This is a genomic window from Desulfovibrio sp. (assembly GCF_018379785.1).
GTDB lineage: Bacteria > Desulfobacterota > Desulfovibrionia > Desulfovibrionales > Desulfovibrionaceae > Desulfovibrio.
Genome location: NZ_JAGZUV010000002.1, coordinates 63,272 through 86,305 on the forward strand (window position 1 = coordinate 63,272; position 23,034 = coordinate 86,305).

The following is a 23,034-nucleotide window of genomic DNA, read 5'->3' on the forward strand; positions in this document are numbered from 1 at the left end:
TGTATAAAGTATATACTATAATTTAATTAATGAGCTTATAAAATTAAAACAGGCAATCCTCCGGAGTCTGGCGGGTGGGATCGTCCACCAGCAGACCCAGTTTCGGATCATAACCCGCGCCGTTGCGCAGCACGTCAAAACAGCCGTGCAGCCTTTCCAGGTTGCCTGCCGCGCGCAGCCGTTCAAGCTCATATGGGTATACCTGTACGCTGAAGCCCTGCAGCAAACGCAGAGTCAGACGGCCGGGCGGGTATTCCGTTTCCAGGCGACGTACAAGCGCGTGGCTTTTTTCCGCCAGATCGCCGCCGTCGTTTACGCCGTGCGTGACTATGACCGGCACCGTGTCCTCCGGGATAAGCTGATAGAGAGCATCCATGGTGCGGAAATCAAAGATGTGAGGAACGGCAAAGCGCCTGTTTTTTTCGCGCAGTGTTTTCAGCAGATGTTTTGCATCCAGATCCGCGAAGCCGTAAAGTTCGCTGAAATAGGCTTCCACAGCTTCCGGAGCGAGGATATCCGCATGTTTTTCCGCCACCTGACTGAAAAAACGGGCGCGCAGATAGAGATCGGCTTGCGCGCGGGAGACGGGCCGTTCCGGCGTGTAGACATGCAGACTGCCGGAGGGCAGTTCACCGGAGCGGTTACAGCGGCCCGCTGCCTGGGCCACGGAGTCCAGCCCGCACCGGACCCGGTATACGCAGGGGAAGCTGATATCCACCCCGCATTCGATGAGGGATGTGCTGGCCACCCGGCAGGGCAGGCCCCGGCGCAGACGCTGACGTATGGTGTCCAGCACGAGCAGCCGGTGGCGGGGAGTCATGCGCGCGCTCAAATGAAAGTGGGCGTCATCGTCCCGCTCCAGACTTTCATAGGCCGCGCGGGCCTGGGCGCGGCTGTTGACGATGCAGAGAACCTGATGTTCCCGCAGCAGGCGGCGGCCCAGCTCTTCATCACTCAGTTTGCCCGGCTGGCTGATGGCCAGGCGCCGGTGCGCCGTGAAGGTCTTGAAAAGCTCCGCCATCCGTGGGGCGGGGATCAGTTCGCGCAGGCTGTTCTTTGCAAAGCCGTTTTTCAGGGGGCCGTCCCGGCACAACGCCGGTTGGGTGGCGGTGCAGAGCACAAGGCTTGCGTCATAATGCTCCGTCAGCTCCCGCAACGCCAGCACCGAAGGCTCCAGCAAAGGAACGGGCAGCATCTGCGCTTCATCCAGAATAACCACACTGCGGGCCATATTGTGCAGCTTGCGGCAGCGGGAAGGACGGCTGGAAAACAGAGATTCGAAGAACTGCACCGCCGTGGTGACGATAACCGGTGCAGCCCAGTTTTCGGCGGCCAGTCTGAAAGGCAGGGCGGCAGCCCCCTGGAGGGCGTCGCTTTCCCCGGTCTGGTCCGCTGCCGCCTGCTCAACGGGATGGACATAGTTGCTGTGGTGTTCAAGTACGGCGTCCGCGCCCAGGGCGTCGCGCAGCACCCGCGCATTCTGTTCAATGATGCTGGTGTAGGGAGCCGCCAGAATGATTCTGTCCAGATGATGCCGCCGGGCGTGCTCCAGGGCGAAAGCCAGCGAGGAAAGCGTTTTGCCGCCGCCGGTGGGCACCGTGAGGGTGAATGCGCCGGGCGGCAGCGCGGCGGCATTCAGACAATGCTGAAGGATCTCTTTTCTGGCCGCTACAATGGGACTGTCGCCAGACGTCGCGAGCAGAAAGCCTTGGGCGGACAAAAAATCATGCAGCCGCTCGCATAGCGTATCCAGAGAGGGCCAGCGGTCACGCTGCTGACGATTCTCCGGAGCGTAAAAATGTTCCGTATCCAGAAAATCCGCGTCCGTGAGACAGGAAAAAAGCATGCGCACGAAAAAACTGACGCTGAATGCGGCATGTTCTCTGGAAAGGCGAAAGGGAAAGGGCAGAGCGCCCGGTTGGGGAATGTCAGCGGGCGTCGCCAGATCCAATCCGGCGGAATAGTCGGGAACGGCATAGGACGGGTCCAGACGGGAGCGCAGGCTGCCCGCATCCGAGGCCCCATCGCCCAGGTCCGGCAGGCCGCCGTGGTGCCCGGCTATGCAATAGGCCAGCCAGAGGGCCATGTGTTCCCCTTCCTTTCCCCGAGTCTTCCAATGCCGCAGGAGCAGGCGCGCCCCGGCGGTGGAATGGTCGATGCGGCGGCGTCCGCCTTGTCCGCTGATATAGGCCTGAAACTCTGGCGAAGCCTTGCCCAGATCGTGCAGCCGGGCGGCCAATGCGGCCCAATCGCCCGCGCCGAATGCGCGTCCGAATGTTTCGGCCCGTTGTGCGCTTTTCCGCAGATGTTGTTCAAGGCTCTGCCAGAGGGAAACAGGTTGATCCGGAAGGCTGTGAGCATAGAGCATGGCGGCCTCCTGCTGAGTGGAGAATCTGTAAGGCTAAAAATAATCCCAGGTACCGTCAACGCGGCCTGAAGCCGCCAGTACACCGGGTTTCCGGCCCGGACTTGCCTTGCGGGCCGCCCCGGCGTACATCCAAGGCCATGAATCCGGATATCAGCCCGCATGAACAGTGGTTCGCGGCCTATGCCGCGCGAGAGCGCGCCAAGGAACAGGGCGACCCCGCGCCCATGGATCTCAAGCTCAGGCACACCATGGCCGTACTGGACAACGCCCGCCGCGTAACGGCCAGCGAAGGCTTTGACGCCGCCCTGACCCGTGCCTGCCTGCTGGCCGCGTTGTATCACGACGTGGCCCGCTTTAAGCAGTATCTGCTCTATCATACCTTCCGGGATCGGGAATCCTGCAATCACGGCTTGCTGGGCGTGAAAATCCTCAGGCGCGAGGCGCGTCTGGCCGGGGAAGCCAACGCCACGCGCAAGATCGTGCTGGCCGCCGTGGGCCTGCACAACCGCTTTTCCCTGCCCGCGCATCTGCCGCGCGAAACGGAACTGGCCGCCCATGTGGTGCGCGACGCGGACAAGCTGGATATTCTGCGGATCATGGATGAACATCTGAGCGGTCCCGGCCCGTACAGTCCCACCGTGGTTCTGAATCTGCCGGATGATCCCGCCCTGGCCGGGAAAGCCGTGTTGCGCGCGGCCCTGGCGGGACAGGTGGCGGCCTATGCCGATCTGCGCAGCGTCAATGACTTTCGCGTGCTGCTCGGCACCTGGTTTTTCGACATGCACTTCGCGGCCAGCCGCCGTCAGTTTGTGGAGGACGGCCATGCCCGGCGGCTTCTGGAAGGTCTGCCGCAAAACGCGACCTACGGCCCCGTGCGCGTGGCCCTGCTGAAGCGGCTTGACGGAGCCCGTGAGCGTGACTGACGCTCTCTCCACGCCGCCCCGCTTTCCCCGAAATTTTCTTGCCGCGCGCGTGCCCTGGCCAAAGGCGGCGCTGGACATGCCGACGAGCGGGCCGCTCAATCCTTCCAAGGCATGGTTGCAGGCTGCGGTTCCGGGAAGCGCGGCGTACATCCGCCTGGCCTTCGCGCTGTGGTATTTGCCTCCGGAGGAGGGTGCGGCCCTGCTGAGCCTGGCCGTCCGGACGGGACGGGAAGTGCTGGCGGCGGATTTTAAATCGCCGGAACGTAATCTGGAGCTGCCCGCCTGTCTGCTGGCGCGCGCCTTGTTGGGATTCTGGCCGGATCTGTGGCCGAACAGGCGTGGCGGCGCGGCGTTTGCGTCTTTTCTGGAGCAGGGCGGTCTTGAGGGTTGCGTCCACCGGGCGGGCCTGCGCGTGTCAGAACGTCGGCCCCTGCTGGGCGGCGCGGCGGTTTTGCTGGGTGTGGCCGCTACAAGCGGGCTACGGCCGTGATGCCCCTGCGTCCGGGCCACTCCCGCCCCTGGCCGGGGGCGTCTTCCCGGCCGGATCATCCACGCCCGGCGGGGTAAGTGAAAGCAGATCGGCGGGCACTTCGCCGGGACCGGGGATCACAAAGGTTTCCGGGTTCAGGCTGTACCAGGCGAACCACATGGAATAGCCGCCGAAGTACTGCTTCATGGACGCGCCCCGCATATTGCCGTCCAGGGCCTTGCCCGTGGCCGGATCCCAGACGCTGCGCGTATTGATGTCCACAAGGCGGCCGTACTGGCTCACGAAGAGAAAGGGCTCGGCCCAGATCTGGCGGTTGTAGACGCGCACCACGTCCAGCCGGGGATCGTGCACGGCCAGAAGGGCCGACGGCCCTAGAAAAAAGTTCACCGCGCCTTTCTTTTTGACGTAGGCGATATCAACGGCCAGCAGAAAATTTTCGTATTCCAGGCAGAGCATGGGCGTTTTGCGGGCGAAACGCCGGTCCAGGCGCTGCACGGGGTAGACCAGGATGTCATTGTCGTAATACGTGTTTTTTTTGAGATAACTGCCGTAAGGATCGCGGCCGTAAGGACGGCTGCCGCGCGGCTGGGCCAGCACAGGAGCGTCGGGGTAGACCCGGCGGGCCGCGCCCCAGGTGGTCCAGAACACGGGAATGGTGGGCATGCCCCGGCCCAGCAGCGGCCCTTCAAAGGCCATGCCCGTCTCCTGAAGCCAGAGGCTGCCGGAATTACGGTCAATGAGCACGCTGTTGCCGTCGTAGAGGCGGCCCTCCAGATCAAAAATCAGGTTCAGACCGTTCATGGAGGCGTTGTAGGCCATCAGCGTGCCGGTGATCGGGCAGTAGGTGACGGCATAGGCCACATCGTCGATAAGTTCGTTGACCACCTGATGCCAGACCATGAAGCGCTGCGGATAAATGCGCGGCCCGCCCGGCAGCATGACCACAAAGACCACATCCTCCTGGCTCATGTTCAGATCCGCGTCCTGCACGCGGTCGTAGCGCGGGCGGTAGAGCGCGGGAATGGCCCCGTAACTGACGCTGGTTTCGGTCAGTTTATTGGTGATCTCGGACAGTTGCCGCAGATTTTGCGGGCGGGCTGAAAGCGGCGTGGCCCAAAGACCCCACATCAGGCAGACCAGTGTAGCCAGAACCGCCGGGGCGGCCAGTCGCCGCCTCCATGCGGCGCAGGCGCCGGAAGGACGTTTGCGGCTCAATGCGTGCCCTCTTTGTCGGCGTGCGCGCCGGGCACGTATTCGCTGAACAGAAAATCGCGCAGGGCTTGGGGCCAGGGGCGTGGCTTTTTGCCCAGAAATTCGCCGAGCTTGCTGGTGTCCAGCACGGAATAGACCGGGCGCTGCGCCTTCTGGGGCCATTGGGAACTGGCGATGGGCTCCAGACGGCAGGGTCCGGCGGTCAGGGCAATAGCCTCGCAGGCCAGTTCGCACCAGCTGGCCTGGCCGCTGTTGACCGCGTGCCAGATGCCCGTGGCCTCCTTTTCCGCCAGGCTTGCGCTCCATTGGGCCAGATCCAGACTGTAGGTGGGCGAACCGAATTGGTCGTGCACCACGCTGATGGCGTCGCGTTTCTGGCAGGCCGCCAGAATGGTGTCCACAAAATTTTTGCGGCCCGGTCCGAACAGCCATGCCGTGCGCACCACGCAGCTTCGTTCGGGCAGCACGCGCAGCACGGCTTCCTCGCCGGCCAGTTTGGTGCGGCCGTAGACCCCGGCCGGATGCGGCGCGTCGTCCTCGCGCCAGGGGGTCTGATGCGGGCCGGAAAAGACGAAATCCGTGCTGAAATGCACCAGATGTCCCCGCCCCAGCGCCTTGAGCACGCGGGCCAGAGCGTCGGGCAGGGTGCGGTTCATGAGCAGGGCGTCCTCGGGATGGTCCTCGGCGTCGTCCACCTGCGTCCAGGCCACGGCGTTGAACACCGCGTCCGCGTCCGCCTTGGCCAGGCGTTCCTCAAGAAAGGGCATCTCCAGCAGATTGCCGTCGGCGCGGCCCAGGGTTTCCACCTGCCAGCCGCGTTCCGTGAGCACGCGTGTGAGCGCCTGACCCAAAAGACCGGTAGCGCCCCCCAGAACCAAGGCCTTAGCCATCTGAACCTCCCCGGCTTCTCCCGCCCCCGGGGCCTGACGGCGCGACGGAACGGGCGGAGTAACCATGTTGCGGGCACTGTAGCCTTGTTGGGGGAGCCGGGTCAATATCTGAGAGTTTCCGGCGGACGGCGCTGTTGCGGCACGAGTCGCCTTGCCTGACCCGGGCAAGTGACGTACAACACAGCGGTATGAAACGCGCAATTCTTCTGGTGGCTTTCGGCGCGAGCAGCGCCCAGGGCCAGAGCGCCCTGAAAAATTTTGACGCCCGCGTGCGCGCGCGTTTTCCCGGCCTGCCGGTGCGCTGGGCCTATACCTCGCTGTTGCTGCGCGAACGCCTGGCCAAAGCCAGGCAGAAAAGCGATTCCGTGCTCAAGGCCTTGCGGCGGCTGTGTTTTGAAAAATTTACCGAAGTGGCCGTGCAGCCGCTCCAGACCATTCCCGGGCGCGAGCATGCCGAGGTCTGCGCCGCAGTGGATGAGGTGGCCGCGCAAGAAGGCCTTGTCTGCCGGGTGGGCGCGCCTTTGCTGGCCGAGCCGGAGGATGTGGCCCAGGCGGCTCTGGCCCTGACGCGCCATCTGCCGCCGGAACGCGCGCCCGGAGAGGACGTGGTGCTCATGGGGCACGGAGCCCGGCACGCGGCTGTGGCCCGTTATGGGGACCTGGCACAGGCCGTGAGCGCCCTGGACCCGCGCGTGCATGTAGGCACCATGAACGGCGCGGTGGTGCTGGAAGATATTTTGCCCCGACTTACGTCGGAACGGGTCTGGCTTATGCCCCTGCTTTCGGTGGTGGGCCGTCATGCCCTGCAGGACATGGCCGGGGAACAGGCGCAATCTTGGCGTTCGCGCATTGAGGCCGACGGCCGCCAATGTGTGCCGGTGCTCAAGGGCACGGCGGAATATGCCGGATTTGCCGAAATCTGGCTGCGCCATCTTGAGGATGCCGCGCGTTCTTTCGACGCGGCGGCAGACAACGGAGCAGCCGGATCTGAAGCGTGATCCGGAACAATTTCAAAGTGAAATTGCTCCGGCGACTGCATGAGCAGACGGCCGCCGCGAGGCATAAGCGCAATTTATTTGCGCTGTTGAATGCCGAAGCGGGCGTCTTCAAAACTTTGAGATTGTAAAATCTCAAAGTTAATCTGATCCGGAACCGCGCCCCGGCAGGGCCGGACGGCGCGTTTGTGTCATTTTTCTAAGCAAAGAGGTGAATCATGCGCGGACTTCTTGTGTCCACAGTGCTTCTGGGTTTGTTGCTGGCCGGTTGCGGCGCGGCCGGAACCGGCGGAACCGCCGCATCGGGCGATCCCGCCCCCGGCGCGGAAACGGAAGCCGTCCTTGCGCCGGGAACGCCGGGCGGCGGGGCCAATGCCTTCAACCCGTATATGCATGACCGCCTGCCCAACACCCGCCTGATGTCCGCCGAAGCCTCGCAGATGCTCGGCAAGATGGGCGCGCACACTCAGAGCATCGAGGGCGAGGCCGCTTACCGCGGGCACTGGCGTCAGGAACTCTATCCCGTGGTTTTCGGCGATCCCAAGGCCCCTCATGAAGTCCTGGTCCTGCTCGATTTTTCCGCGCCCCAGAGCGAAAAGGTCTGGCATGCGGTGGTTGAGGCCAGCCGCTCTTTATCGCCCAAGCAGTGTAAGATCGCCGTGTTCGGCAACAGCCGGGAAAATTACGGCACGGACCTGATGGGCCTTGCCATCTGGGTTTCCTATTCCCGGCCCGGCCAGGCCATGCCCTACCTGAGCTACGCCCTTGAACGCTGGAACGCAGTCAAGGCGGCGCAAAAGCGTTCCGGCGGCGTGAAGCCCTTTACCAATGAATACGACGCCACGGCCACGGCTACGGACTATCCCATTCATTACGGGTACCTGTCCAAACTGCGCCCGCCCGTGCCCGCCAAGGATGAACTGGCGGTGGCCAAATACTGTTATAATGCGGGCAATGTGAACATGTACCAGACGGTTCAGCTCTGCCGCTATTACGGCGTCAAAAGCCTGCCCGCAGTGGTGGTGGACGGCAAGGTGCTGGGACAGATCAGCGCCAAGGCCATTGTCGATGCCATGAAGTAGACGCCAAAAGCAAGACGACGGACGCGGAGAACGCGGTCTGTACGACAAGAAGCCGGGACGCATATCAGCGCTCCCGGCTTCTTTGTCATGGCGGTCGCAATGTTACATGCTGAAAAAACGGAGGGGCGGCGCGGCGGGGATCATGTCCGCGGATGCGAGTTTTTTGTAAAAGAGTCGCAGGCCCTGCAATTCCTCTTCGCCCAGGCTGTAGACCAGGCCGTCGCGGTAATAGATGCGCAGTTCCTCGCGCGACAACGGGCAGCCCAGGCCGGTGAGATCCAGAATCACATCCATGTGGGACAGGCCCCAGTCCCGCCCCCGGCGTAGCAGGGCGCCGGGGTCGCTGCTGAACAGGCCCTGTTCCGCGGCTTCCCGGCTGACCACCCAGAGCCCGAAAATGAAGGGCAGGCCTGTCCAGTCACGCCAGGCTTCGGCCAGATCCAGGCGGTAGGGATAGTCCGGATGGTTGCGCAGGCGCAGGGCTTCGTCGCCGATGGCCAGAAAGGCCGTGGGCGGGTTGTCCGAGCGCAGGGCCGGAGTGACCGGCCCGGTGGAAAAGCGCACGTCGAGCTTGTAGCGGTCGCGCATGAGCAAACGCAGCAGGGCCACGGAGGTGTGGCTTTCGCCGCTGATCAGAATCTCGTGCCCGCCCAGCTCTTCAACAGGCAGGCGCGAGAGCAGCAGCACGCTCATGACCGGGCCGCGCGAGCCGATGGAGAGATCCCCCACCAGATAGTAACGCTCGGGCCGCCGGGCATACTCGAAGCAGGAACAGGACGAGACGTGCAGTTCGCCCCGTGACATCATCTCATTGAGCAGGGCGGGCGGCCCGGAGACCAGCTCGAAGTCGTGGGGCAGGATGCCCGCTTCCAGGGGATGATACACGGGCAGCACGTTCAGATAGCTGATGCGGCCCATGCGCAGGACGTGGGGGGTGCTCATGGTTAAACCTCGGGCTGAGGCCGCACGGGCGTGTAGTTCATGGTGCGCTGCACGGGCGTGAAGCCCGCCGCGCGGATGATTTTGTGGATTTCCCCGCGACTCAGGCGGTAGGACACGCCCGCAGCGGCCACCACGTTCTCCTCAATCATCAGCGAGCCGAAATCATTGGCCCCGTAGAAGAGCGCCAGCTGCGCCACCTGCGGCCCCATGGTCACCCAGGAGGACTGGATATTGGGCACGTTGTCCAGCACCAGGCGCGAAACGGCCAGCAGCCGCAGATAGGCGGGCGCTGGCAGGGACGCGCAGTGGATGCGGGTGTGCGCGGGCTGGAAGGTCCAGGGGATGAAGGCCGTGAAGCCGTGGGTGCGGTCCTGGCTGGCGCGCACGGCAAAGAGGTGGTCCAGCCGGTGGGAGGGTTCCTCCTCATGGCCGAACATCATGGTGGCCGTGGTGCGCATGCCCAGTTTGTGGGCTTCTTCCATGACCATCAGCCACTGGTCGGCCGTGCATTTGTTGGGCGAAACCCGCGCCCGCACTTCGTTATGCAGTATTTCCGCGCCGCCGCCGGGCAGGGAATGCAGCCCGGCCGCCTTGAGGCGGCGGAGCACTTCAGGCACGGTCAGGCCGAATTTTTCGGACCAGAAAAAGATCTCCGGCGGCGAAAAAGCGTGAATGTGCAGTTCCGGCCAGGTTTCGCGCAGCCAGCGCAGCAGCTCTTCATACCATTCCAGAGGCAGGTCCGGATGGTGCCCGCCCTGGAGCAGAATCTGGGTGCCGCCCAGGCGCAGGGTTTCCTCCACCTTTTCGGCCATTTCCTCCCGGCTGATGACATAGCCTTCGCCGTTTTCCGGGGGACGGAAAAAAGCGCAGAAACGGCAGCCGCAGACGCAGACGTTGGAGTAGTTGATATTGCGGTCGCCCACATAGGTCACCACCGGCTCGGGGTGCAGGCGCAGGCGCATGGCGTGGGCCAGAGCGGCGAGGGTGTGCAGGCTGGCCTTGTAGTAGAGGGCTTCGGCGGCGGCGCGGTCCAGGCGTTGGCCGGCGGCGGCCAGCGCGGCCGCCTCGCGGACATCCGCAAATTCGGGCGCGTTTTCCTCAAAAGGGCTGTGGGCGGGAGCGAAATTCATGAGCGCGCCTCCGCGTGTCTGCTTTCGCCGGGGGCGTCCGGCAACATGGTTTCAAAAACGGCGTTACGCCGCACCGGCCTGAAGCCCGACTGGCGGATCATGTCTTCCAGCTCCGGGATGGTCAGGCCCTGGGCGGATTCGGCCCCGGCCATATGCCCGATGCGCTCCTCCACGATGGTGCCGTCCAGATCGTCGGCCCCGTACCAGAGCGCGGTCTGGGCCAGTTTGGGCCCCATCATGATCCAGTAGGCCTTGAGGTGCGGAATGTTGTCCAGCATCAGCCGGGACACGGCCACGGTGCGCAGCTGGTCCAGCCCGCGCTGGGGCCCCAGCCGGTCCTCGGGCAACTTGAGGCGGCTGTTTTCAGTGAGGAAGGGCAGGGGGATGAAACAGGTGAAGCCGCCGCTTTTGTCCTGCTGCTCGCGCAAACGGCAGAGATGGTCCACGCGCTGGGCGTGATTTTCCAGATGGCCGTAAAGCATGGTGCAGTTGGTCTTGATGCCCAGGCCGTGCGCCTCGCCGGAAATGCGCAGCCAAGCCTTGGCGTCGGCCTTGTGCGGGCAGATTTGCGGGCGCAGTTCCTCGTCGAAAATTTCCGCGCCGCCGCCGGGCATCATGACCAGACCGACGGCCTTGAGGCGTTGGAGCACTTCCAGACTGCTGATGCCCTCCAGCCTGGCGAAATGCTCGATTTCCACGGGAGTGAAGGCCTTGAGCGGCAGATCGGGGTAGATCTCCCGCACCGTGCGCAGCACGTCCTCAAACCAGCCCAGGCGCAGTTTGGGATGACAGCCGCCCACGATGTGCAGCTCGTCCAGGTGCAGGGAGCCTTGCCGGGCCGCGCGCAGCCGCTCCAGGATATCCTCTTTGCTCAGGCGGAACGCGCCGGGCTCGCTGTCCTCGTCGCGGCGGAAGGCGCAGAACGTGCAGCCGTTGACGCAGACGTTGGTATAGTTGATCTGCCGGTTGACCACGTAAAAGGCCGCGTCGCCGTGCAGGCGGCGGCGTGCGTGCAGGGCGAGGGCCCCCACGGCGGTGATGTCCGGACAGCTGAACAGGGCCAGGCCGTCGTCGAAACTCAGACGCTGGCCGGCCAGCACTTTTTCATGGATGGACGAAAGGCCCAGTGCGGCGTAGTGTGCGGCGTCAAGCATGTGCAAGTCCTGTACGCTGGAGTGGCGGCCAAAACGGCCGTCGGAAAGACTAAGCCCGCCCGGCGTGCGCTGTCAATGTGAGGGAAAAAATGTCCGCCCCTATGTCTGAAACGCTCTCCCTGGGCCTTTCGCCCTGTCCCAACGACACTTTTATTTTCCATGCCCTGCTGCACGGCTTGGTGCCCGCGCCCGTTGCCTTCAGGCCGCATCTGGCCGATGTGGAGGAACTCAACGGCCTGGCCCGGCGCAAGGAACTGGATGTGACCAAGATGTCTCTGGGCGCGGCCGCGCGGATCATGGACGACTACGCCCTGCTGGCCTCGGGCGCGGCCCTGGGCTGGGGCTGCGGCCCGCTGGTGGTGGCCCGCGAAGCGCTGCCGCCGGAAGCCTGGGCCACGGCGCGGGTGGCCGTGCCCGGCCTGCTGACCACGGCCAACCTGCTGCTCACCCTGCACGGCGGTTTTCAGGGGCCGCGCCGGGAGATGCTTTTCAGCGAAGTCATGCCCGCCGTGGCGCGCGGCGACGCGGACCTGGGCGTGATCATCCACGAGGGGCGTTTCACCTATCAACGCATGAGCCTGACCAGGATTCTGGATCTGGGGGAATGGTGGGAAGGCGCGTTCCACATGCCGCTGCCGCTGGGAGCCATTGCCGTGCGTCGCGACGTGCCTCCGGCAACCGCCAAAGCCGTGCAGACGGCTATAGCCGGAAGCCTGCGCTACGCCCGCGCCCATCCCGCGGCCTCGCGGGATTTTATCCGCTCCCACGCCCAGGAATTGGACGACGCCGTGACCCGGGCCCATATCGAAACCTTTGTCACGGACTACAGCCTTGATCTCGGCGAGGCGGGCCGGAAAGCCATTGAACTGTTGGTGGGCCGCGCCGCCGCCCTGGAAGGGCGACGGATTCCCGATGAGGGGTTGTTTTTGCGTTAGGATCTGTTGACGCTATGCATTTTTGCCCGCCTGCTGCGTCAGATTTCCCCTACTTTTTCGGTCGAGTACCAGATCGCTCTGTCCTCATTCGTAAGCAGCTTCGCTGCAACGACTGAGGCAAGAGTACACTCCCTTAAAGCGGGTTTATCTCGCCTTGCAGGCGAACAAAAATTCTATAGTGTTAACAGCCCCAGGGGGCTTCTCCTGAGAGCGTCTTTTGCCTCTTGGCCGTGCCTGGCTGTTTTCTTGCAGGGAGAACTGAGCCCAGAGTATTTGACACTTGCACTGCTCTGATCCGTCTTTTGGGAGACGGCCCCGGAATTTGTCCCGCAAAGCGCCTTCGGACAAACCGCCCACCCATATGGCCTGACAAGGCAATGCTCGTCATCGTCCTGTGGAGCCCTGTGGATCTCGCCCGATTTTTTCACGGCAGGCGCGGACCGCGGCGCATTGCCGCCGACTGGCCGGAGCGCCGGCCGGAAAGTACACTTTATTTTTCAGAGGCCCCGCATATGAGCCGACGCTTTTTTTCCTGGACCGAGGCCCGGCGTTTCTACGCCATCGGTCTGCCCATCTTTATCGCCCAGCTTTCCCAGGTGGGCATGAACTTCGCGGACACGGCCATGACCGGCCAGGCCAGCGCCGAGGATATGGCCGCCGTGGCCGTGGCCGGTTCCATCTGGGCGCCGCTTTCCCTTTTGGGCCTGGGCAGCCTGTTCGCGCTGCCGCCCCTGACCGCCCAGATGGTGGGCGCGGGGGACCGCAACGGCGCGGCGCATCTGCTGCGCCAGGGCATCTGGCTCACCTGCGGCATCAGCGTGCTGTTCATGAGTCTGTTTTACGCTGTGTCCTGGCACATGGCCGCCTTCGGTCTGGAGCCGGAGCTGGCCCGCCTGGCCGGGGGCTATCTGCGGGCCATTCTCTGGGGCATGCCGGGCTTCATGCTTTTCGTCAACCAGCGCAGCTTCCTGGAGGGCTTTTCGCGCACGCGCCCGGCCATGATCATCGGCATGCTGGGTCTGACCTTCAACGTGCCCTGCAACTATGTGCTGATTTACGGCAAATTCGGCCTGCCCGCCCTGGGCGCGGTGGGCTGCGGCGTGGCCACGGCGCTCTGTTACTGGTTCATGGCCCTGGCCATGTTCTACTATCTGCGCCGCGACCCGCAGTATCGGGATCTGCACCCCATCTACGCGCCTCTGTTTTCCCGGCGCGCCGCGCGCCAAAGGGACGGTTCCGCCCCGGACTATCCGCGTTTCGACCCGGCCTTGATTCTCCGTATCCTGCGCATCGGCCTGCCCAGCGCTCTGGCGTTGTTCTTTGAAGTTTCGCTTTTTGCCGTGACAGCCATCCTGCTGGCCCCACTGGGCACGGTGGCCGTGGCCGGGCATCAGATCGCCACCAACTTCAGCACCCTGATGTTCATGTTTCCTCTGGCGCTGGGCATGACCGCCACCATCCGGGTGGGACACTGCCTGGGCGCGGACAAAATGGAGCAGGCCCGGGTGGCCGCGCGCACGGCCCTGGGCCTGAGCGTGCTGTTCGCTCTGGCTATCGCCGTCTGCACGGTGGCCTTCCGTTACGGCATTGTGCGGATTTACAACGATGATCCCGTGGTCACGGCCCTGGCCGCGCATCTTTTATTCTACGCGGCCTGCTATCAGGTGGTGGACGGCCTGCAAACCGTGGCTCTGGGCGTCCTGCGCGGCTATAACGACACGCGGATCATCAGCGTGATCTGCTTTCTGGCCTACTGGGTCATCGGCCTGCCCCTGGGCTTTACCCTGGCCCGCACGAACTGGATCGTTCCGGCCATGGGCCCGGCGGGTTTCTGGATCGCCTACATTACGGCGCTGAGCTTTGGGGCCTGCTGCTATCTCTGGCGGGTGCGTTTTCTGCACCATCTGGGGGATGCGGCCATTCGGGCGCGCGTGCGCCGCTAGGGGCTGTTTTTAAATTGTCCTTTCGCCCTCTGCCTGCGTCAGGCTCGCCCCGTGCGAAGGCCGGATCTGTTTGAATATGTTCCCTCAGCCCAGGACTCGCCTTGCTTTGGCCGCAGGCGAACTTGTGAGCCCTACGGATAACGGCAGCAATTGGTTACGCAAAATGTGATCCGGGGAAATTGCTGTCGCTATCCGTAGCGGTGCTGTCCCTATCTGTACGCCGCCCTGCGGCTACAGCTAAAGCAACACGGCTTCGCCGTGAACGGCTCAAGCAAGCCGTCGGCGCGGCAACGGCTTGCGCCCTTGGCGGAGAACGAAAATCCTGATTTAGAAATAGCCCTTGGAGTTGAGCTTTACTTCTTGTCGCGGCGGGCCAGCTTCCAGGTCAGCTTCATGACCGAAAGGAATTCATTGAGTCTGGGGCGGCCCGTGAAGAGCCCGCTGGTGGCCTCGGCTTCACTGAGGGGAGACAGAATCCCGGCCTGATCCGGCGAACCGGAACGGTTCGCGCCGCGTCCGTTCGCTCCTGCTCCGGGCCGGGTGCCGCCGGGCGGCTGAAGTTCGTCCAGGCCCAGATCCAGGGCGGGGCGGGAAGCGCCTTCCTCCGGCGGCATGACGCTGGTGGCAATAATCCGGCTGGTGCGCGCCCGGCCCGCTGCCGGAGATTTGGGCGCCGCCTGTTCCGGTGCCTCTGTTTCCGGCGTCTTCACCTGTGCCTCGGTTGCCGGTTTTGTTTCGCTTTCCGCCGTGGCTTCCGGAGCGGGCGCGGTTTCTGTTTCTTCCGCGTTTTCCTTCTGCCCGGCCAGCAGGCGCGACACTTTCCACTGCCGTTCCGCCGCGGCCTGGCGGCGGCGGTTTTCCTGCTCGCGGACCAGGGCTTCCAGGCTGTCGCGAATGTCGTCGCTCAGGCGGTTGCCCCGCGCGCCCATGGCGCGCCCCAGACTGGCCTCCAGATCCCGCAGCATGCGCTCGGGCTCGTCTGCGGCCAGGCAGGTCTGGGCGATCTTGTCGCAGACCTGGGCCTTGGGCGTCACTTCGAAACCCTGGGCCAAGGTGTCGGCGGCCTCGTCGTACAGGCCTTGGCGCATGAGCTGCCGGGCTTGGCTGAGGAAGGGGCTTTTGGCCGTGGGATCTTCCTGGAGCAGGCGGGCGTAAGCGGCGCGGGCGCGGTGCCAGCGGCGAGCGCGCACGAAAGTGGCGGCCGCCTTGGCCAGCCAGGCGCGGAAGCGCGAAAGGTCGCCCTTGCCTTTCCAGGCCACGGCCATGCCCAGCTCCGCCTCGCCCTTGATCTGGGCGTTGCGCAAAGCCCGTTGAAAGGCATTGATGGCGTTGTTCCAGCGGTTCTGCTGGAGGCACTGCATGCCCACGCGGAAATAATCCTCGGGCTGGCGTACGGGCTTGAGCAGTATGCCGTAGGTCGCCACGGCCGCGTCAAAGGCCTTGGTGTCGGTATAGCGCGCGGCTTGCTGCAATTGCGTCAGGCGGGGCTGCGAGGCGGCGAGCGTGACCAGCTGCTCCTTGAGCGAAGTCACCGAATAGGGCCTGCCCAGCAGTGCGCTGGCGCCGCAGCCCAGGGTTCTGAGCTGCTCCACTTCGCTGTCATTGGGCAAGATCAGCAGGATGGGCACGGCCAGCAGGCGGGGATGCAGACGCAGAATGGCGCAGAATTGTTCACCGTCCATATCCGCCAGTTTTTGGCCGCAAACGATGATGTCCGGCTGGAAGCCCTGGCTGTCCGTGGCCAGGCCCGCCAGAATGCGGGCCGCCTGGATGCCCGAGGTCATGACCCGGATCCGGGCCACGCCCGCGTCGCGCAGGGCGCGTCTGTCCAGAGCGGCGAGAGCCTCGCTTTCGCTGAGCAGAAGAACGCCGGGCAGGCTGCTGTTTCGGCTGGTCATGGGGTCTTCCTTGCATACACGAAAGGCCACGGCGCCGCATCGGCCGCCGTGGCCTTTACCTTATACATATAATATAGCCGCTTTTGTCGTCCGGCAAGTGCCGGACCCGGCTTTTTCGCCGCCTGTTCTCGCGGGGCTTCGGCTCCGCAAGTTTGTCTACGGCTTCTTGCCGCGAAACGCGGATAAACCGGCTTTGCTCGCCGCAAACGAGCACTTCAAGCGTTACATGCTCTATCTGGCGAAGGGAAGTATTCGGGCCTGGCGGCCGGTAAAAGGCTCGTCCGCTTCAGCCATGATATTGATGCGGCTCTTGTAATCGGCATTGCAGTAGGGGCAGCTCAAGTCTTTTCTCTGTTTCTCCAGGCGGATCAGGCCGCCTTCGCTTTCATAGCAGTGCGGGCAGAACGGCCCCTGTTTGACTCCGGCGGTGCGCAACCAGTAAAAACCGTTTTCCTCGTAGAGATTTTGGGAAAGGTAGAGAATATCCTCAAGGGTTTGCAGCCGGATTTTGAGCATACTCATTTCATCGCGCAGAGCGATGCAGCGCGACTGCATTTCCATGAGCAGGAGGCGGGCTTTTTCCGGCTGGCCGGAGGCGAAGAGGTCGTTGATTTCTTTAAAACGGCGGTAGTCCAACATAGCTTTTTCCATCCGTGGTATGCCGTGTCTATCGGAATATCAGGATAAAACCTTTAGGGGCGGCTATGGGGCGGGAGTGTGATAAATTAAAAAATAAATAATTATATCAATGTATTAATATTAGAAATTTTCTAGAAAAAAACTAGTATCGGTGGGGTGAGGACATGTGGCGCGGCCTGGCGGGCAAGTAAATTTTTCCTGAAGCGGGACGCGCGGGAAAGGATGCACGGAAAGCGTCGGCAGCGGCAGGTTGGGCGGCCTTACATTTTACGGCGGGAAACCGGATCCAGGGAGCGCAGAAGGTCGCTGAATTTTTGGTCCTCGTCGGGGTCATCTTCTCCGGGCAGGCTGCCGTGGCGGCTCAGCAGGCCGTTGAGCATATCCACCTCTTTGCGCGCGCCAGCCTTGCGCACCATATCCGTGGCCGCGTCGGCGGGCTGGACCGGCGGGGTCTCCTCGCGCAGGCGCTCTTCAGCTTTGTTCTGGGCTTCGGCCGAACGGCGCAGCACATCCGGATTGACCAGAATGGACGCGCCCGCCCGCAGGGCCAGGGCAATGGCGTCCGAGGGGCGGCAGTCCACGCGCACCCGGCCTTCGGGACCGCGCAGCACCAGCAGGGCGTAGTAGACGCCGTCCTTCAGATCCGTGATCTCCACGTTGACCAGCTCGGCCTTGAGCGCATTGATGCTCATCAGCAGCAGATCGTGGGTCAGGGGCCGGGGCAGACGTTCATTGTTGAGCACCAGGGAAACGGCCATGGCCTCCATGGCTCCCACCCAGATGGGCAGCACCACATCCCCGTCCATCTCCCGCAGGATGACGATGGGAGTTTTGGTCTGGGGATCGATGGTCAGGCCGAATACGCGCATTTCTACCATATATCACCCGTCCGTCGGGCCATGAGACTGTGCTTCTTGGCCTCGATGATGCGTACCGGCACCATGCGTCCGGTATGGTCAGTCTCCGGCGGCAGGGCCACATGGACCAACGCGCCGTAGGGGTCGCGCCCCTGCCAGCTGCTTTCTCCGTCCGGGCCATCCTTGCGGCTTCTGCCCTCGATGAGCAGGCGCGTTTCACGATCCACGCGGTCGTCCAGCCAGCGCTGGCTGAGCCGGTCCTGCAGGGCCTGAAGGCGCAGCAGGCGCTCCTGCTGGACCTCGGGAGGAATTTTGTCCGGAAAGAGCGCGGCCCGCGCACCGGGGCGGTCCGAGTAACAGAAGGAAAAGCTGGACATGAAGCCGCAGGCCTCCATCATCTCCAGGGTGGCCTGAAAATCTTCCTCGCTCTCGCCGGGAAAGCCCACGATCAGATCCGTGGAAAGAGCCAGATCCGGCCGGGCCTTGCGCAGGCTTTCCACCAGTTCCAGAAAGCCGCGCCGGTCGTATCTGCGCCGCATGCGCGTGAGTACCGCGTCGGAACCGGCCTGGAGGGGCAGGTGCAGACGCGGGCAGAGCTGGTCCAGTTCCGCGAAGGCGGCCACGTCCTCCGAGCCCATGTCCTTGGGGTGCGGGGTCACGAAGCGCAGACGTTCCAGGCCTGGCAGGGCGGCCACCCGCGCCAGCAGTTGAGAGAAGCTCACGCCGTCGCCGCTTTTGTCTTGCCCGAAGGCGTTGACGTTCTGGCCCAGCAGGGTTATTTCGCGCGCGCCCTGGTCCAGGCGGGTCCGGCATTCGTCCAGAATGGCCGGAGTGGCGCGCGATTTCTGGCGGCCCCGGGTGAAGGGCACGATGCAGTAGGCGCAGAAATTGTCGCAGCCCTGCATGATGTTCACGTAGGCCACCGGGCCGGGGGGGCCGTCCGCGCCGGGTTCGCGCTCCACGTAGTGGCTGGTGAAGTCCAACAGGGAAATGCGCAGATCCGGTTCGGCCAGCAGGCGCTCAATGGCTGCGGGCGCGCCGCTGATGCCGTCGCTGCCCGCCACCAGGCGCACCTGGCTTTCACGTTCAAAAAAGGCCGTGCCCAGTTGCTGGGCCACGCAGCCGGCCACGGCCACCAGCACGCCGGAATTGCCGCCCGTGACCTGGCGTATCCGCCCCAGTGCGCTCATGACCTTTTGTTCCGGTTTCTCGCGCACCGAGCAGGTATTGACCACCACCACCCCGGCCTCTTCCAGCGGCGCTTCCGTGAACCCGCGCGCCGTGAGAGCGCGCGAGAGCCACAGGGAGTCGTGCACGTTCATCTGGCAGCCGAAGGTGATGATATGGAAATTTTTTTCAGTCATGGCCACACGTTTGCTGGGGGCTGTTTCTAAATGAGGATTTTTGTTCTCCGCCAAGGGCGCTGGCCGTTGCCGCGACGGCGGCTTGCTTTATCCGTACGGCTCACAAGTTCGCCTACGGTTAAAGCTCCCTCGTCGCAACGGCAAAGCAAAGCGAGTCCCGGGCGGAGGGAGCATATCCAAACCCGACCCTCGCACGGGGCGAACCTGACGCAGGCAGAGGGCGAAAGGACAATTTAAAAACAGTCCCTACTGTTCAATGCCCGAGTCCGTATCATACATGTCCGGCGGGCCTTCCTCTTCCAGGGCGGCCACCCGGTCCTCCAGCCATTCCAGAACGGCGCGGGCCGTGTGGTAATTAAGCAGCACCCGGCTGTGGATATGGCGGGTGACCCCGCGCTGCTCGTCATCCTCGGGCGTGATTTCGTGGCCGATGGAGCCGTCCGGCGCGATCAGCCGCTCGGAATAGGCGGGCAGGCAGTCGCTTTCATGGTAGAAATTCATCTCGATCTCGCCCTGGGGGTTGATCCCCCCCCAGACGCCGTGGGCTGTCTGCAGGCGGGCTTCGGGCGCCATTTCATATTTGTAGCGGATCCTGGAGGGCGGAGCGTCGTTTTTGTTCATGGAAGTTCCTTCTGCTGAAAGGTCGCCGGAATACGTGCGTCCCATAAATACGCAAGGCGCGGGGGGAAGTAAAGCCGCCGCGCCCCGGCGGACTGTCCGCGTCCGCGCCCTTGACGATGCCCGTCCCTTGGTTACAATAGCGGGAGAAGGCGTGCCCGCGTCCGCCGCATCCGGCACGCCCCGCACTCCAATCCTGTTCTCTTCTTTAAGGAGATACTGTGAGCGAGACCAGCATTACCGAGCGTCGGATCCAGCCGTATTTCGACATGGAAGCCTTCATGAACATGAGCCGGGAAACGCGCCTGGGCGGGGCCGTTCTGGAGCGGCTTGTGAAGCTCTGGGGAGAATGGCTGCCGGAGCTGAAAGTGTACGAAGTGGGCACGGGCAAGATTTCCTACCTGGCGATCTGGCTGCCGGAGAGCGTGGAAGAGGCTGTGGACGAAGCCTGGGGCAAATCCCCGTCCGACGGCTTTCTGGTCAATAATCTGGCCCAGTTTTTGTGCATGGCCGCCGTGCAGGAACTCTTGCCCCAGGTGGAGGACGGGGGCTGCGCGCCGTCGCCGCGCCCCACGTCGGCGTTGCGGGAGGCTCTGGCCGGTCTGGGGCTGCCCTACAAGAGTGAGGAATCATCCCTGCTCAGCCGCCGCTACGCGGTGGTGACCCATTTCCCTTTCCGGGGCGGCTGTGAGATCTGTCACATGCAGAGCCGCTGCCCCAAGGGCCAGGGGCAGACCGAGAGCGCCAGCATACTGCTGCCGGGCTATGAGCGGGAAGAAGAGGATGCAGGAAAAAGTTGAGGAAGCACTGATTAACGGCCTTCCATGACCAGGGTGCGCTTGAGCCCCTTGGGCGTGCGCACCACCACCTCCACCGTGCGGGCGTTGCGGGTCACGGTTTCCACAAGGCAGGTCTGGCTGGTGTCGGTATCGTAGTTGCGGACGTCCACAGTGTCGCCCTGGGAGGGAAGCCTGTCGGGCGTGATTTCCACGAGATCGGTGGTGGCGGCGTCAAAACCGTCCCAGGCCGCAACCGTCAGCGGCACAGCTAGGCAGCCCGCGATGGCCGCCAAAAGCAGCAGGTGTTTCATGCAGGCAGATGTAAATCCATTTCGCGTTCTTGGCAACTGGCCGCTTCCGGGCGGCGGGGCGGCTTATGCGTGCCTTGCATGACGGCCACGGCCGCAGCGTGCGCTATCTGCGCCTTTCAGTGACGGACCGCTGCAATCTGCGCTGCCTGTACTGCCGCAGCAACGCCAAACAGCGCTGCATTCCCCATGAGCAGGTCCTGCGCTATGAGGAAATGGCGCGCATGGTGGGCATTGCCGCTTCCCTGGGCATCGGCAAGGTGCGCCTGACCGGCGGGGAGCCTTTTGCCCGCAAGGGGTGCGGCCAGTTCCTGGCTATGCTGCACGCGCGTTTTCCGGACATGGATCTGCGCGTGACCACCAACGGCACCCTGCTGGAGCCGCATATTCCCCTGTTGAGGCGGATCGGCGTGAGCGCGGTCAACCTTTCCCTGGACAGCTTTGACCGCGAAACCTTCGCGCGGGTCACGGGCCGGGATCTGCTGCCCGCGGTGCTGGCCGCGCTGGACGGCCTGCTGGCGGCGGGCGTGCGGGTAAAAATCAATGTGGTGGCCATGCGAGGCGTCAACGACGGTCAGATGGACGATTTTGTGCACGCGGCCCGGACCATGCCCCTGGATCTGCGTTTTATTGAATTCATGCCCATGGGCAGCGGCACGCTCTGGAGCCCGGAAAATTTCTGGTCCGCCGACGACATCCGGGAGGAAGCCGCGCGCCGCGCGCGCCTGATTCCCGTGTCCCCCGACGAGCCCGACGCGGAGGCCGAATCCGGCCCGGCCCGCATGTACCGTATTGAGGGCGGCCAAGGGCGGCTGGGCTTTATTTCGCCCCTGACCAATCATTTCTGTCTGACCTGCAACCGCCTGCGTCTGACCAGTGAGGGGGCATTGCGCACCTGTCTGTTCGCGGACAAGGAATACCGTTTGCGCGGCCTGCTGCGCCATCCCCGGATCACGGACGAGATCCTGGCGGGAGTGATCCGCCGGGCCTGCGCGGACAAGCCCGTGGGCGCGGATCTGCTGCGCGCGCGGCGCGCGGGCGCGGCTGTGGCGGACAGACAGATGGTGGGCATCGGAGGCTGATGTCCATGTGGGGCGTCTATGCCGTGGGCGCCGCGTTCTTCGCGGCCCTGACCGCCGTTTTTGCCAAACTCGGCGTCGGAAATGTGGATTCCAACCTGGCTACGGCCATCAGAACCGGTTTCATCCTGGTGCTGACCTGGGGTATTGTGCTCTGTACCGGCGCGGCCAGAGGCCTCAGAAGCCTTGACGGCCACACGCTGTTTTTTCTGCTGCTTTCGGCCCTGGCCACGGGACTTTCCTGGCTGTGTTATTTTAAGGCCATGCAATTGGGCGACGTTTCGAGGGTCGCGCCCGTGGACAAGCTCAGCGTCCCCCTGGCCATGATACTGGCGATGGTCTTTCTGCACGAACCCGTCAGCCTGAAAGTTATTGCGGGCGGTCTGCTGATCACTGCGGGTTCCCTGTTGCTTCTGTTCTGAGTCCGCCTCCGGCCGCCCATGGAATCCGGGGCCGGAGGCGGGGTTCCGCGCAGGGGACTTGCCAAAGCCATTGTTTTGCATTCATTTAATGCGGTTCCCACGCCCGCATTGCGGCCGCGCTTTTTAGAGCAATTTCACTTTGAAATTGCGCTGCTGACGCGAAGGCGGCAGCCGCCACGAAGACCGACCCGACGGGCGGCCCGTAGGGCCGTGCCTGTAGCCCAAAGGGCGTACAGGCAGCGAGAGCAACGCGGCGTGGATTCTGGCGAAAACCACGTTTTTCGCCAGAATGCCAACTTTGAAATTTGTAAAATTTCAAAGTTAATCTGCTCTGGGCGCGCGCGGCTTTTGCCGTGAGGTGGGACCTTAATCCGAGAGTTGTATGATCGCCTATCTTGAAGGCCGCCTGGCCGAAACCTGGGGCAATGCCTGCCTCATCGTCACAGAAGGGGGCGTGGGCTATGAAGTGGCCCTGCCCGCCCATACGCTGGCGGCCCTGCCCGGCCGGGGCGAACAGCTGGCCCTGTACACGAGCCTTGCCGTGCGCGAGGACGCCCTGGAGCTGTTCGGCTTCGGCAGTTTTGAGGAGCGCCAGACCTTTGAGGTGCTGGTGTCCATTTCCAAGGTGGGCGCGCGCACGGCCCTGGCCATTCTGTCCATTTTCCGGCCCGACGATCTGCGCCGTCTGGTGCTGGAGGACGACGTGCTGGCCCTCACGCGCGTGTCGGGCATCGGCAAGAAGACGGCCCAACATGTTTTTCTGGAACTCAAGTACAAACTCAAGGTGGAGGATGTGCCCCAGGCCGCCGTGCTGGCCGCCTCCGGGCGGCCCGGCTCGGTCTTTCGGGACGTGCTTGATGGCCTCGCCAATCTTGGCTATGCCGAAGATGAGTGCGCGCCTCTGGTTAAAAAAATTCTGCATGAAGAGCCGGATCTGGATGTGACCGGCGCGCTCAGGGCCGCGCTCAAGGCGCTGGCCAAGGGGAGATCGTGATGGCGGAATGGG

At 63.6% G+C, this 23,034-nt stretch carries 22 protein-coding genes; 10 read left to right on the plus strand and 12 right to left on the minus strand.

Annotation, left to right across the window (positions count from 1 at the left end):
• Positions 1 to 43: 43 nt before the first annotated feature.
• Positions 44 to 2,368, minus strand: a complete 2,325-nt coding sequence (locus tag KH208_RS00765) for a CRISPR-associated endonuclease Cas3'' (RefSeq protein WP_291432993.1) — start codon at positions 2,366 to 2,368, stop codon at positions 44 to 46.
• Between the two features lie 137 nt (positions 2,369 to 2,505).
• Here KH208_RS00765 and KH208_RS00770 point away from each other — a divergent pair, with 137 nt between their 5' ends.
• Positions 2,506 to 3,291, plus strand: a complete 786-nt coding sequence (locus tag KH208_RS00770) for an HD domain-containing protein (protein WP_291432996.1) — start codon at positions 2,506 to 2,508, stop codon at positions 3,289 to 3,291.
• Complete coding sequence (locus KH208_RS00775; protein WP_291432998.1) at positions 3,284 to 3,781, plus strand: hypothetical protein; 498 nt, start codon at positions 3,284 to 3,286, stop codon at positions 3,779 to 3,781. The genes KH208_RS00770 and KH208_RS00775 overlap by 8 nt, the downstream gene beginning before the upstream one ends.
• On the opposite strand, the gene KH208_RS00780 is transcribed toward KH208_RS00775, so the two are convergent.
• Positions 3,770 to 4,996 carry a DUF3179 domain-containing protein gene (locus KH208_RS00780; protein ID WP_291433000.1) on the minus strand — a complete coding sequence of 409 codons (1,227 nt, stop codon included), beginning with the start codon at positions 4,994 to 4,996 and terminating at the stop codon, positions 3,770 to 3,772. The genes KH208_RS00775 and KH208_RS00780 overlap by 12 nt on opposite strands.
• Positions 4,993 to 5,883 (minus strand): dTDP-4-dehydrorhamnose reductase, encoded by an 891-nt coding sequence (gene rfbD / locus KH208_RS00785; RefSeq protein WP_291433002.1) that lies wholly within the window; start codon positions 5,881 to 5,883, stop codon positions 4,993 to 4,995. The genes KH208_RS00780 and rfbD overlap by 4 nt, the downstream gene beginning before the upstream one ends.
• A 188-nt stretch (positions 5,884 to 6,071) precedes the next feature.
• Between rfbD and KH208_RS00790 the strand changes: the two genes are divergently transcribed.
• Both KH208_RS00790 and KH208_RS00795 read left to right on the plus strand, forming a co-directional pair.
• Positions 6,072 to 6,881, plus strand: coding sequence for a sirohydrochlorin cobaltochelatase (locus KH208_RS00790; RefSeq protein ID WP_008686015.1), 810 nt, complete (start codon positions 6,072 to 6,074; stop codon positions 6,879 to 6,881).
• Positions 6,882 to 7,096: 215 nt separating this feature from the next.
• A complete protein-coding gene (locus KH208_RS00795) occupies positions 7,097 to 7,960 on the plus strand; it encodes a hypothetical protein (RefSeq protein ID WP_291433005.1) in 864 nt (287 codons plus the stop codon).
• A gap of 102 nt (positions 7,961 to 8,062) precedes the next feature.
• On the opposite strand, the gene KH208_RS00800 is transcribed toward KH208_RS00795, so the two are convergent.
• The 3 genes from KH208_RS00800 to mqnE are packed head-to-tail and all read right to left on the minus strand — an operon-like array spanning position 8,063 to position 11,186.
• A complete protein-coding gene (locus KH208_RS00800; protein WP_291433007.1) occupies positions 8,063 to 8,902 on the minus strand; it encodes a menaquinone biosynthetic enzyme MqnA/MqnD family protein in 840 nt (279 codons plus the stop codon).
• Between the two features lie 2 nt (positions 8,903 to 8,904).
• Positions 8,905 to 10,032: a cyclic dehypoxanthinyl futalosine synthase gene (mqnC, locus tag KH208_RS00805; RefSeq protein WP_291433009.1), complete on the minus strand. Its 1,128-nt coding sequence runs from the start codon at positions 10,030 to 10,032 to the stop codon at positions 8,905 to 8,907.
• Positions 10,029 to 11,186, minus strand: coding sequence for an aminofutalosine synthase MqnE (mqnE, locus tag KH208_RS00810; RefSeq protein ID WP_291433011.1), 1,158 nt, complete (start codon positions 11,184 to 11,186; stop codon positions 10,029 to 10,031). Before mqnE ends, mqnC begins: the two co-directional genes overlap by 4 nt.
• A 101-nt stretch (positions 11,187 to 11,287) precedes the next feature.
• Here mqnE and KH208_RS00815 point away from each other — a divergent pair, with 101 nt between their 5' ends.
• Positions 11,288 to 12,121, plus strand: a complete 834-nt coding sequence (locus tag KH208_RS00815; protein WP_291433013.1) for a 1,4-dihydroxy-6-naphthoate synthase — start codon at positions 11,288 to 11,290, stop codon at positions 12,119 to 12,121.
• Between the two features lie 512 nt (positions 12,122 to 12,633).
• A complete protein-coding gene (locus tag KH208_RS00820) occupies positions 12,634 to 14,064 on the plus strand; it encodes an MATE family efflux transporter (RefSeq protein WP_062254700.1) in 1,431 nt (476 codons plus the stop codon).
• 353 nt (positions 14,065 to 14,417) lie between these two features.
• Here KH208_RS00820 and KH208_RS00825 read toward each other — a convergent pair whose 3' ends face one another.
• The 5 genes from KH208_RS00825 to KH208_RS00845 all read right to left on the minus strand — a co-directional run bounded on the left by KH208_RS00825 (position 14,418) and on the right by KH208_RS00845 (position 19,443).
• Positions 14,418 to 15,962, minus strand: a complete 1,545-nt coding sequence (locus KH208_RS00825; protein ID WP_291433016.1) for a histidine kinase — start codon at positions 15,960 to 15,962, stop codon at positions 14,418 to 14,420.
• 231 nt (positions 15,963 to 16,193) lie between these two features.
• Positions 16,194 to 16,601, minus strand: coding sequence for a hypothetical protein (locus KH208_RS00830; protein WP_291433018.1), 408 nt, complete (start codon positions 16,599 to 16,601; stop codon positions 16,194 to 16,196).
• 260 nt (positions 16,602 to 16,861) lie between these two features.
• Positions 16,862 to 17,479, minus strand: a complete 618-nt coding sequence (locus KH208_RS00835) for a bifunctional nuclease family protein (RefSeq protein ID WP_291433020.1) — start codon at positions 17,477 to 17,479, stop codon at positions 16,862 to 16,864.
• Positions 17,473 to 18,822: a tRNA (N6-isopentenyl adenosine(37)-C2)-methylthiotransferase MiaB gene (miaB, locus tag KH208_RS00840; protein WP_291433022.1), complete on the minus strand. Its 1,350-nt coding sequence runs from the start codon at positions 18,820 to 18,822 to the stop codon at positions 17,473 to 17,475. Before miaB ends, KH208_RS00835 begins: the two co-directional genes overlap by 7 nt.
• 246 nt (positions 18,823 to 19,068) lie before the next feature.
• Positions 19,069 to 19,443 (minus strand): hypothetical protein, encoded by a 375-nt coding sequence (locus tag KH208_RS00845; RefSeq protein WP_291433023.1) that lies wholly within the window; start codon positions 19,441 to 19,443, stop codon positions 19,069 to 19,071.
• Positions 19,444 to 19,661: 218 nt separating this feature from the next.
• Between KH208_RS00845 and KH208_RS00850 the strand changes: the two genes are divergently transcribed.
• Entirely contained in the window at positions 19,662 to 20,240 is a 579-nt protein-coding gene (locus tag KH208_RS00850; protein WP_291433025.1) for a hypothetical protein, read from the plus strand.
• A gap of 11 nt (positions 20,241 to 20,251) precedes the next feature.
• Here the strand turns inward: KH208_RS00850 and KH208_RS00855 are convergent, their stop codons facing one another.
• Entirely contained in the window at positions 20,252 to 20,530 is a 279-nt protein-coding gene (locus KH208_RS00855) for a DUF5334 domain-containing protein (protein WP_291433027.1), read from the minus strand.
• Between the two features lie 65 nt (positions 20,531 to 20,595).
• Here KH208_RS00855 and moaA point away from each other — a divergent pair, with 65 nt between their 5' ends.
• From moaA to ruvA, 3 genes are all read left to right on the plus strand, one after another.
• Positions 20,596 to 21,609, plus strand: a complete 1,014-nt coding sequence (gene moaA / locus KH208_RS00860) for a GTP 3',8-cyclase MoaA (RefSeq protein WP_291433028.1) — start codon at positions 20,596 to 20,598, stop codon at positions 21,607 to 21,609.
• Positions 21,609 to 22,028, plus strand: coding sequence for an EamA family transporter (locus tag KH208_RS00865; protein ID WP_291433029.1), 420 nt, complete (start codon positions 21,609 to 21,611; stop codon positions 22,026 to 22,028). Before moaA ends, KH208_RS00865 begins: the two co-directional genes overlap by 1 nt.
• A 382-nt stretch (positions 22,029 to 22,410) precedes the next feature.
• A complete protein-coding gene (gene ruvA, locus KH208_RS00870; protein WP_291433030.1) occupies positions 22,411 to 23,022 on the plus strand; it encodes a Holliday junction branch migration protein RuvA in 612 nt (203 codons plus the stop codon).
• Positions 23,023 to 23,034: the final 12 nt, after the last annotated feature.

Excerpts from the sequence above, each read along its gene's own strand:
- KH208_RS00765 (WP_291432993.1), bottom strand. The coding sequence starts at position 2,368 with ATGCTCTATGCTCACAGCCTTCCGGATCAACCTGTTTCCCTCTGGCAG.
- KH208_RS00770 (WP_291432996.1), top strand. The coding sequence starts at position 2,506 with ATGAATCCGGATATCAGCCCGCATGAACAGTGGTTCGCGGCCTATGCC.
- rfbD (WP_291433002.1), bottom strand. The coding sequence starts at position 5,883 with ATGGCTAAGGCCTTGGTTCTGGGGGGCGCTACCGGTCTTTTGGGTCAG.
- KH208_RS00790 (WP_008686015.1), top strand. The coding sequence starts at position 6,072 with ATGAAACGCGCAATTCTTCTGGTGGCTTTCGGCGCGAGCAGCGCCCAG.
- KH208_RS00795 (WP_291433005.1), top strand. The coding sequence starts at position 7,097 with ATGCGCGGACTTCTTGTGTCCACAGTGCTTCTGGGTTTGTTGCTGGCC.
- KH208_RS00800 (WP_291433007.1), bottom strand. The coding sequence starts at position 8,902 with ATGAGCACCCCCCACGTCCTGCGCATGGGCCGCATCAGCTATCTGAAC.
- mqnC (WP_291433009.1), bottom strand. The coding sequence starts at position 10,032 with ATGAATTTCGCTCCCGCCCACAGCCCTTTTGAGGAAAACGCGCCCGAA.
- mqnE (WP_291433011.1), bottom strand. The coding sequence starts at position 11,186 with ATGCTTGACGCCGCACACTACGCCGCACTGGGCCTTTCGTCCATCCAT.
- KH208_RS00815 (WP_291433013.1), top strand. The coding sequence starts at position 11,288 with ATGTCTGAAACGCTCTCCCTGGGCCTTTCGCCCTGTCCCAACGACACT.
- KH208_RS00820 (WP_062254700.1), top strand. The coding sequence starts at position 12,634 with ATGAGCCGACGCTTTTTTTCCTGGACCGAGGCCCGGCGTTTCTACGCC.
- KH208_RS00825 (WP_291433016.1), bottom strand. The coding sequence starts at position 15,962 with ATGACCAGCCGAAACAGCAGCCTGCCCGGCGTTCTTCTGCTCAGCGAA.
- KH208_RS00830 (WP_291433018.1), bottom strand. The coding sequence starts at position 16,601 with ATGTTGGACTACCGCCGTTTTAAAGAAATCAACGACCTCTTCGCCTCC.
- KH208_RS00835 (WP_291433020.1), bottom strand. The coding sequence starts at position 17,479 with ATGGTAGAAATGCGCGTATTCGGCCTGACCATCGATCCCCAGACCAAA.
- miaB (WP_291433022.1), bottom strand. The coding sequence starts at position 18,822 with ATGACTGAAAAAAATTTCCATATCATCACCTTCGGCTGCCAGATGAAC.
- KH208_RS00845 (WP_291433023.1), bottom strand. The coding sequence starts at position 19,443 with ATGAACAAAAACGACGCTCCGCCCTCCAGGATCCGCTACAAATATGAA.
- KH208_RS00855 (WP_291433027.1), bottom strand. The coding sequence starts at position 20,530 with ATGAAACACCTGCTGCTTTTGGCGGCCATCGCGGGCTGCCTAGCTGTG.
- moaA (WP_291433028.1), top strand. The coding sequence starts at position 20,596 with ATGCGTGCCTTGCATGACGGCCACGGCCGCAGCGTGCGCTATCTGCGC.
- KH208_RS00865 (WP_291433029.1), top strand. The coding sequence starts at position 21,609 with ATGTCCATGTGGGGCGTCTATGCCGTGGGCGCCGCGTTCTTCGCGGCC.
- ruvA (WP_291433030.1), top strand. The coding sequence starts at position 22,411 with ATGATCGCCTATCTTGAAGGCCGCCTGGCCGAAACCTGGGGCAATGCC.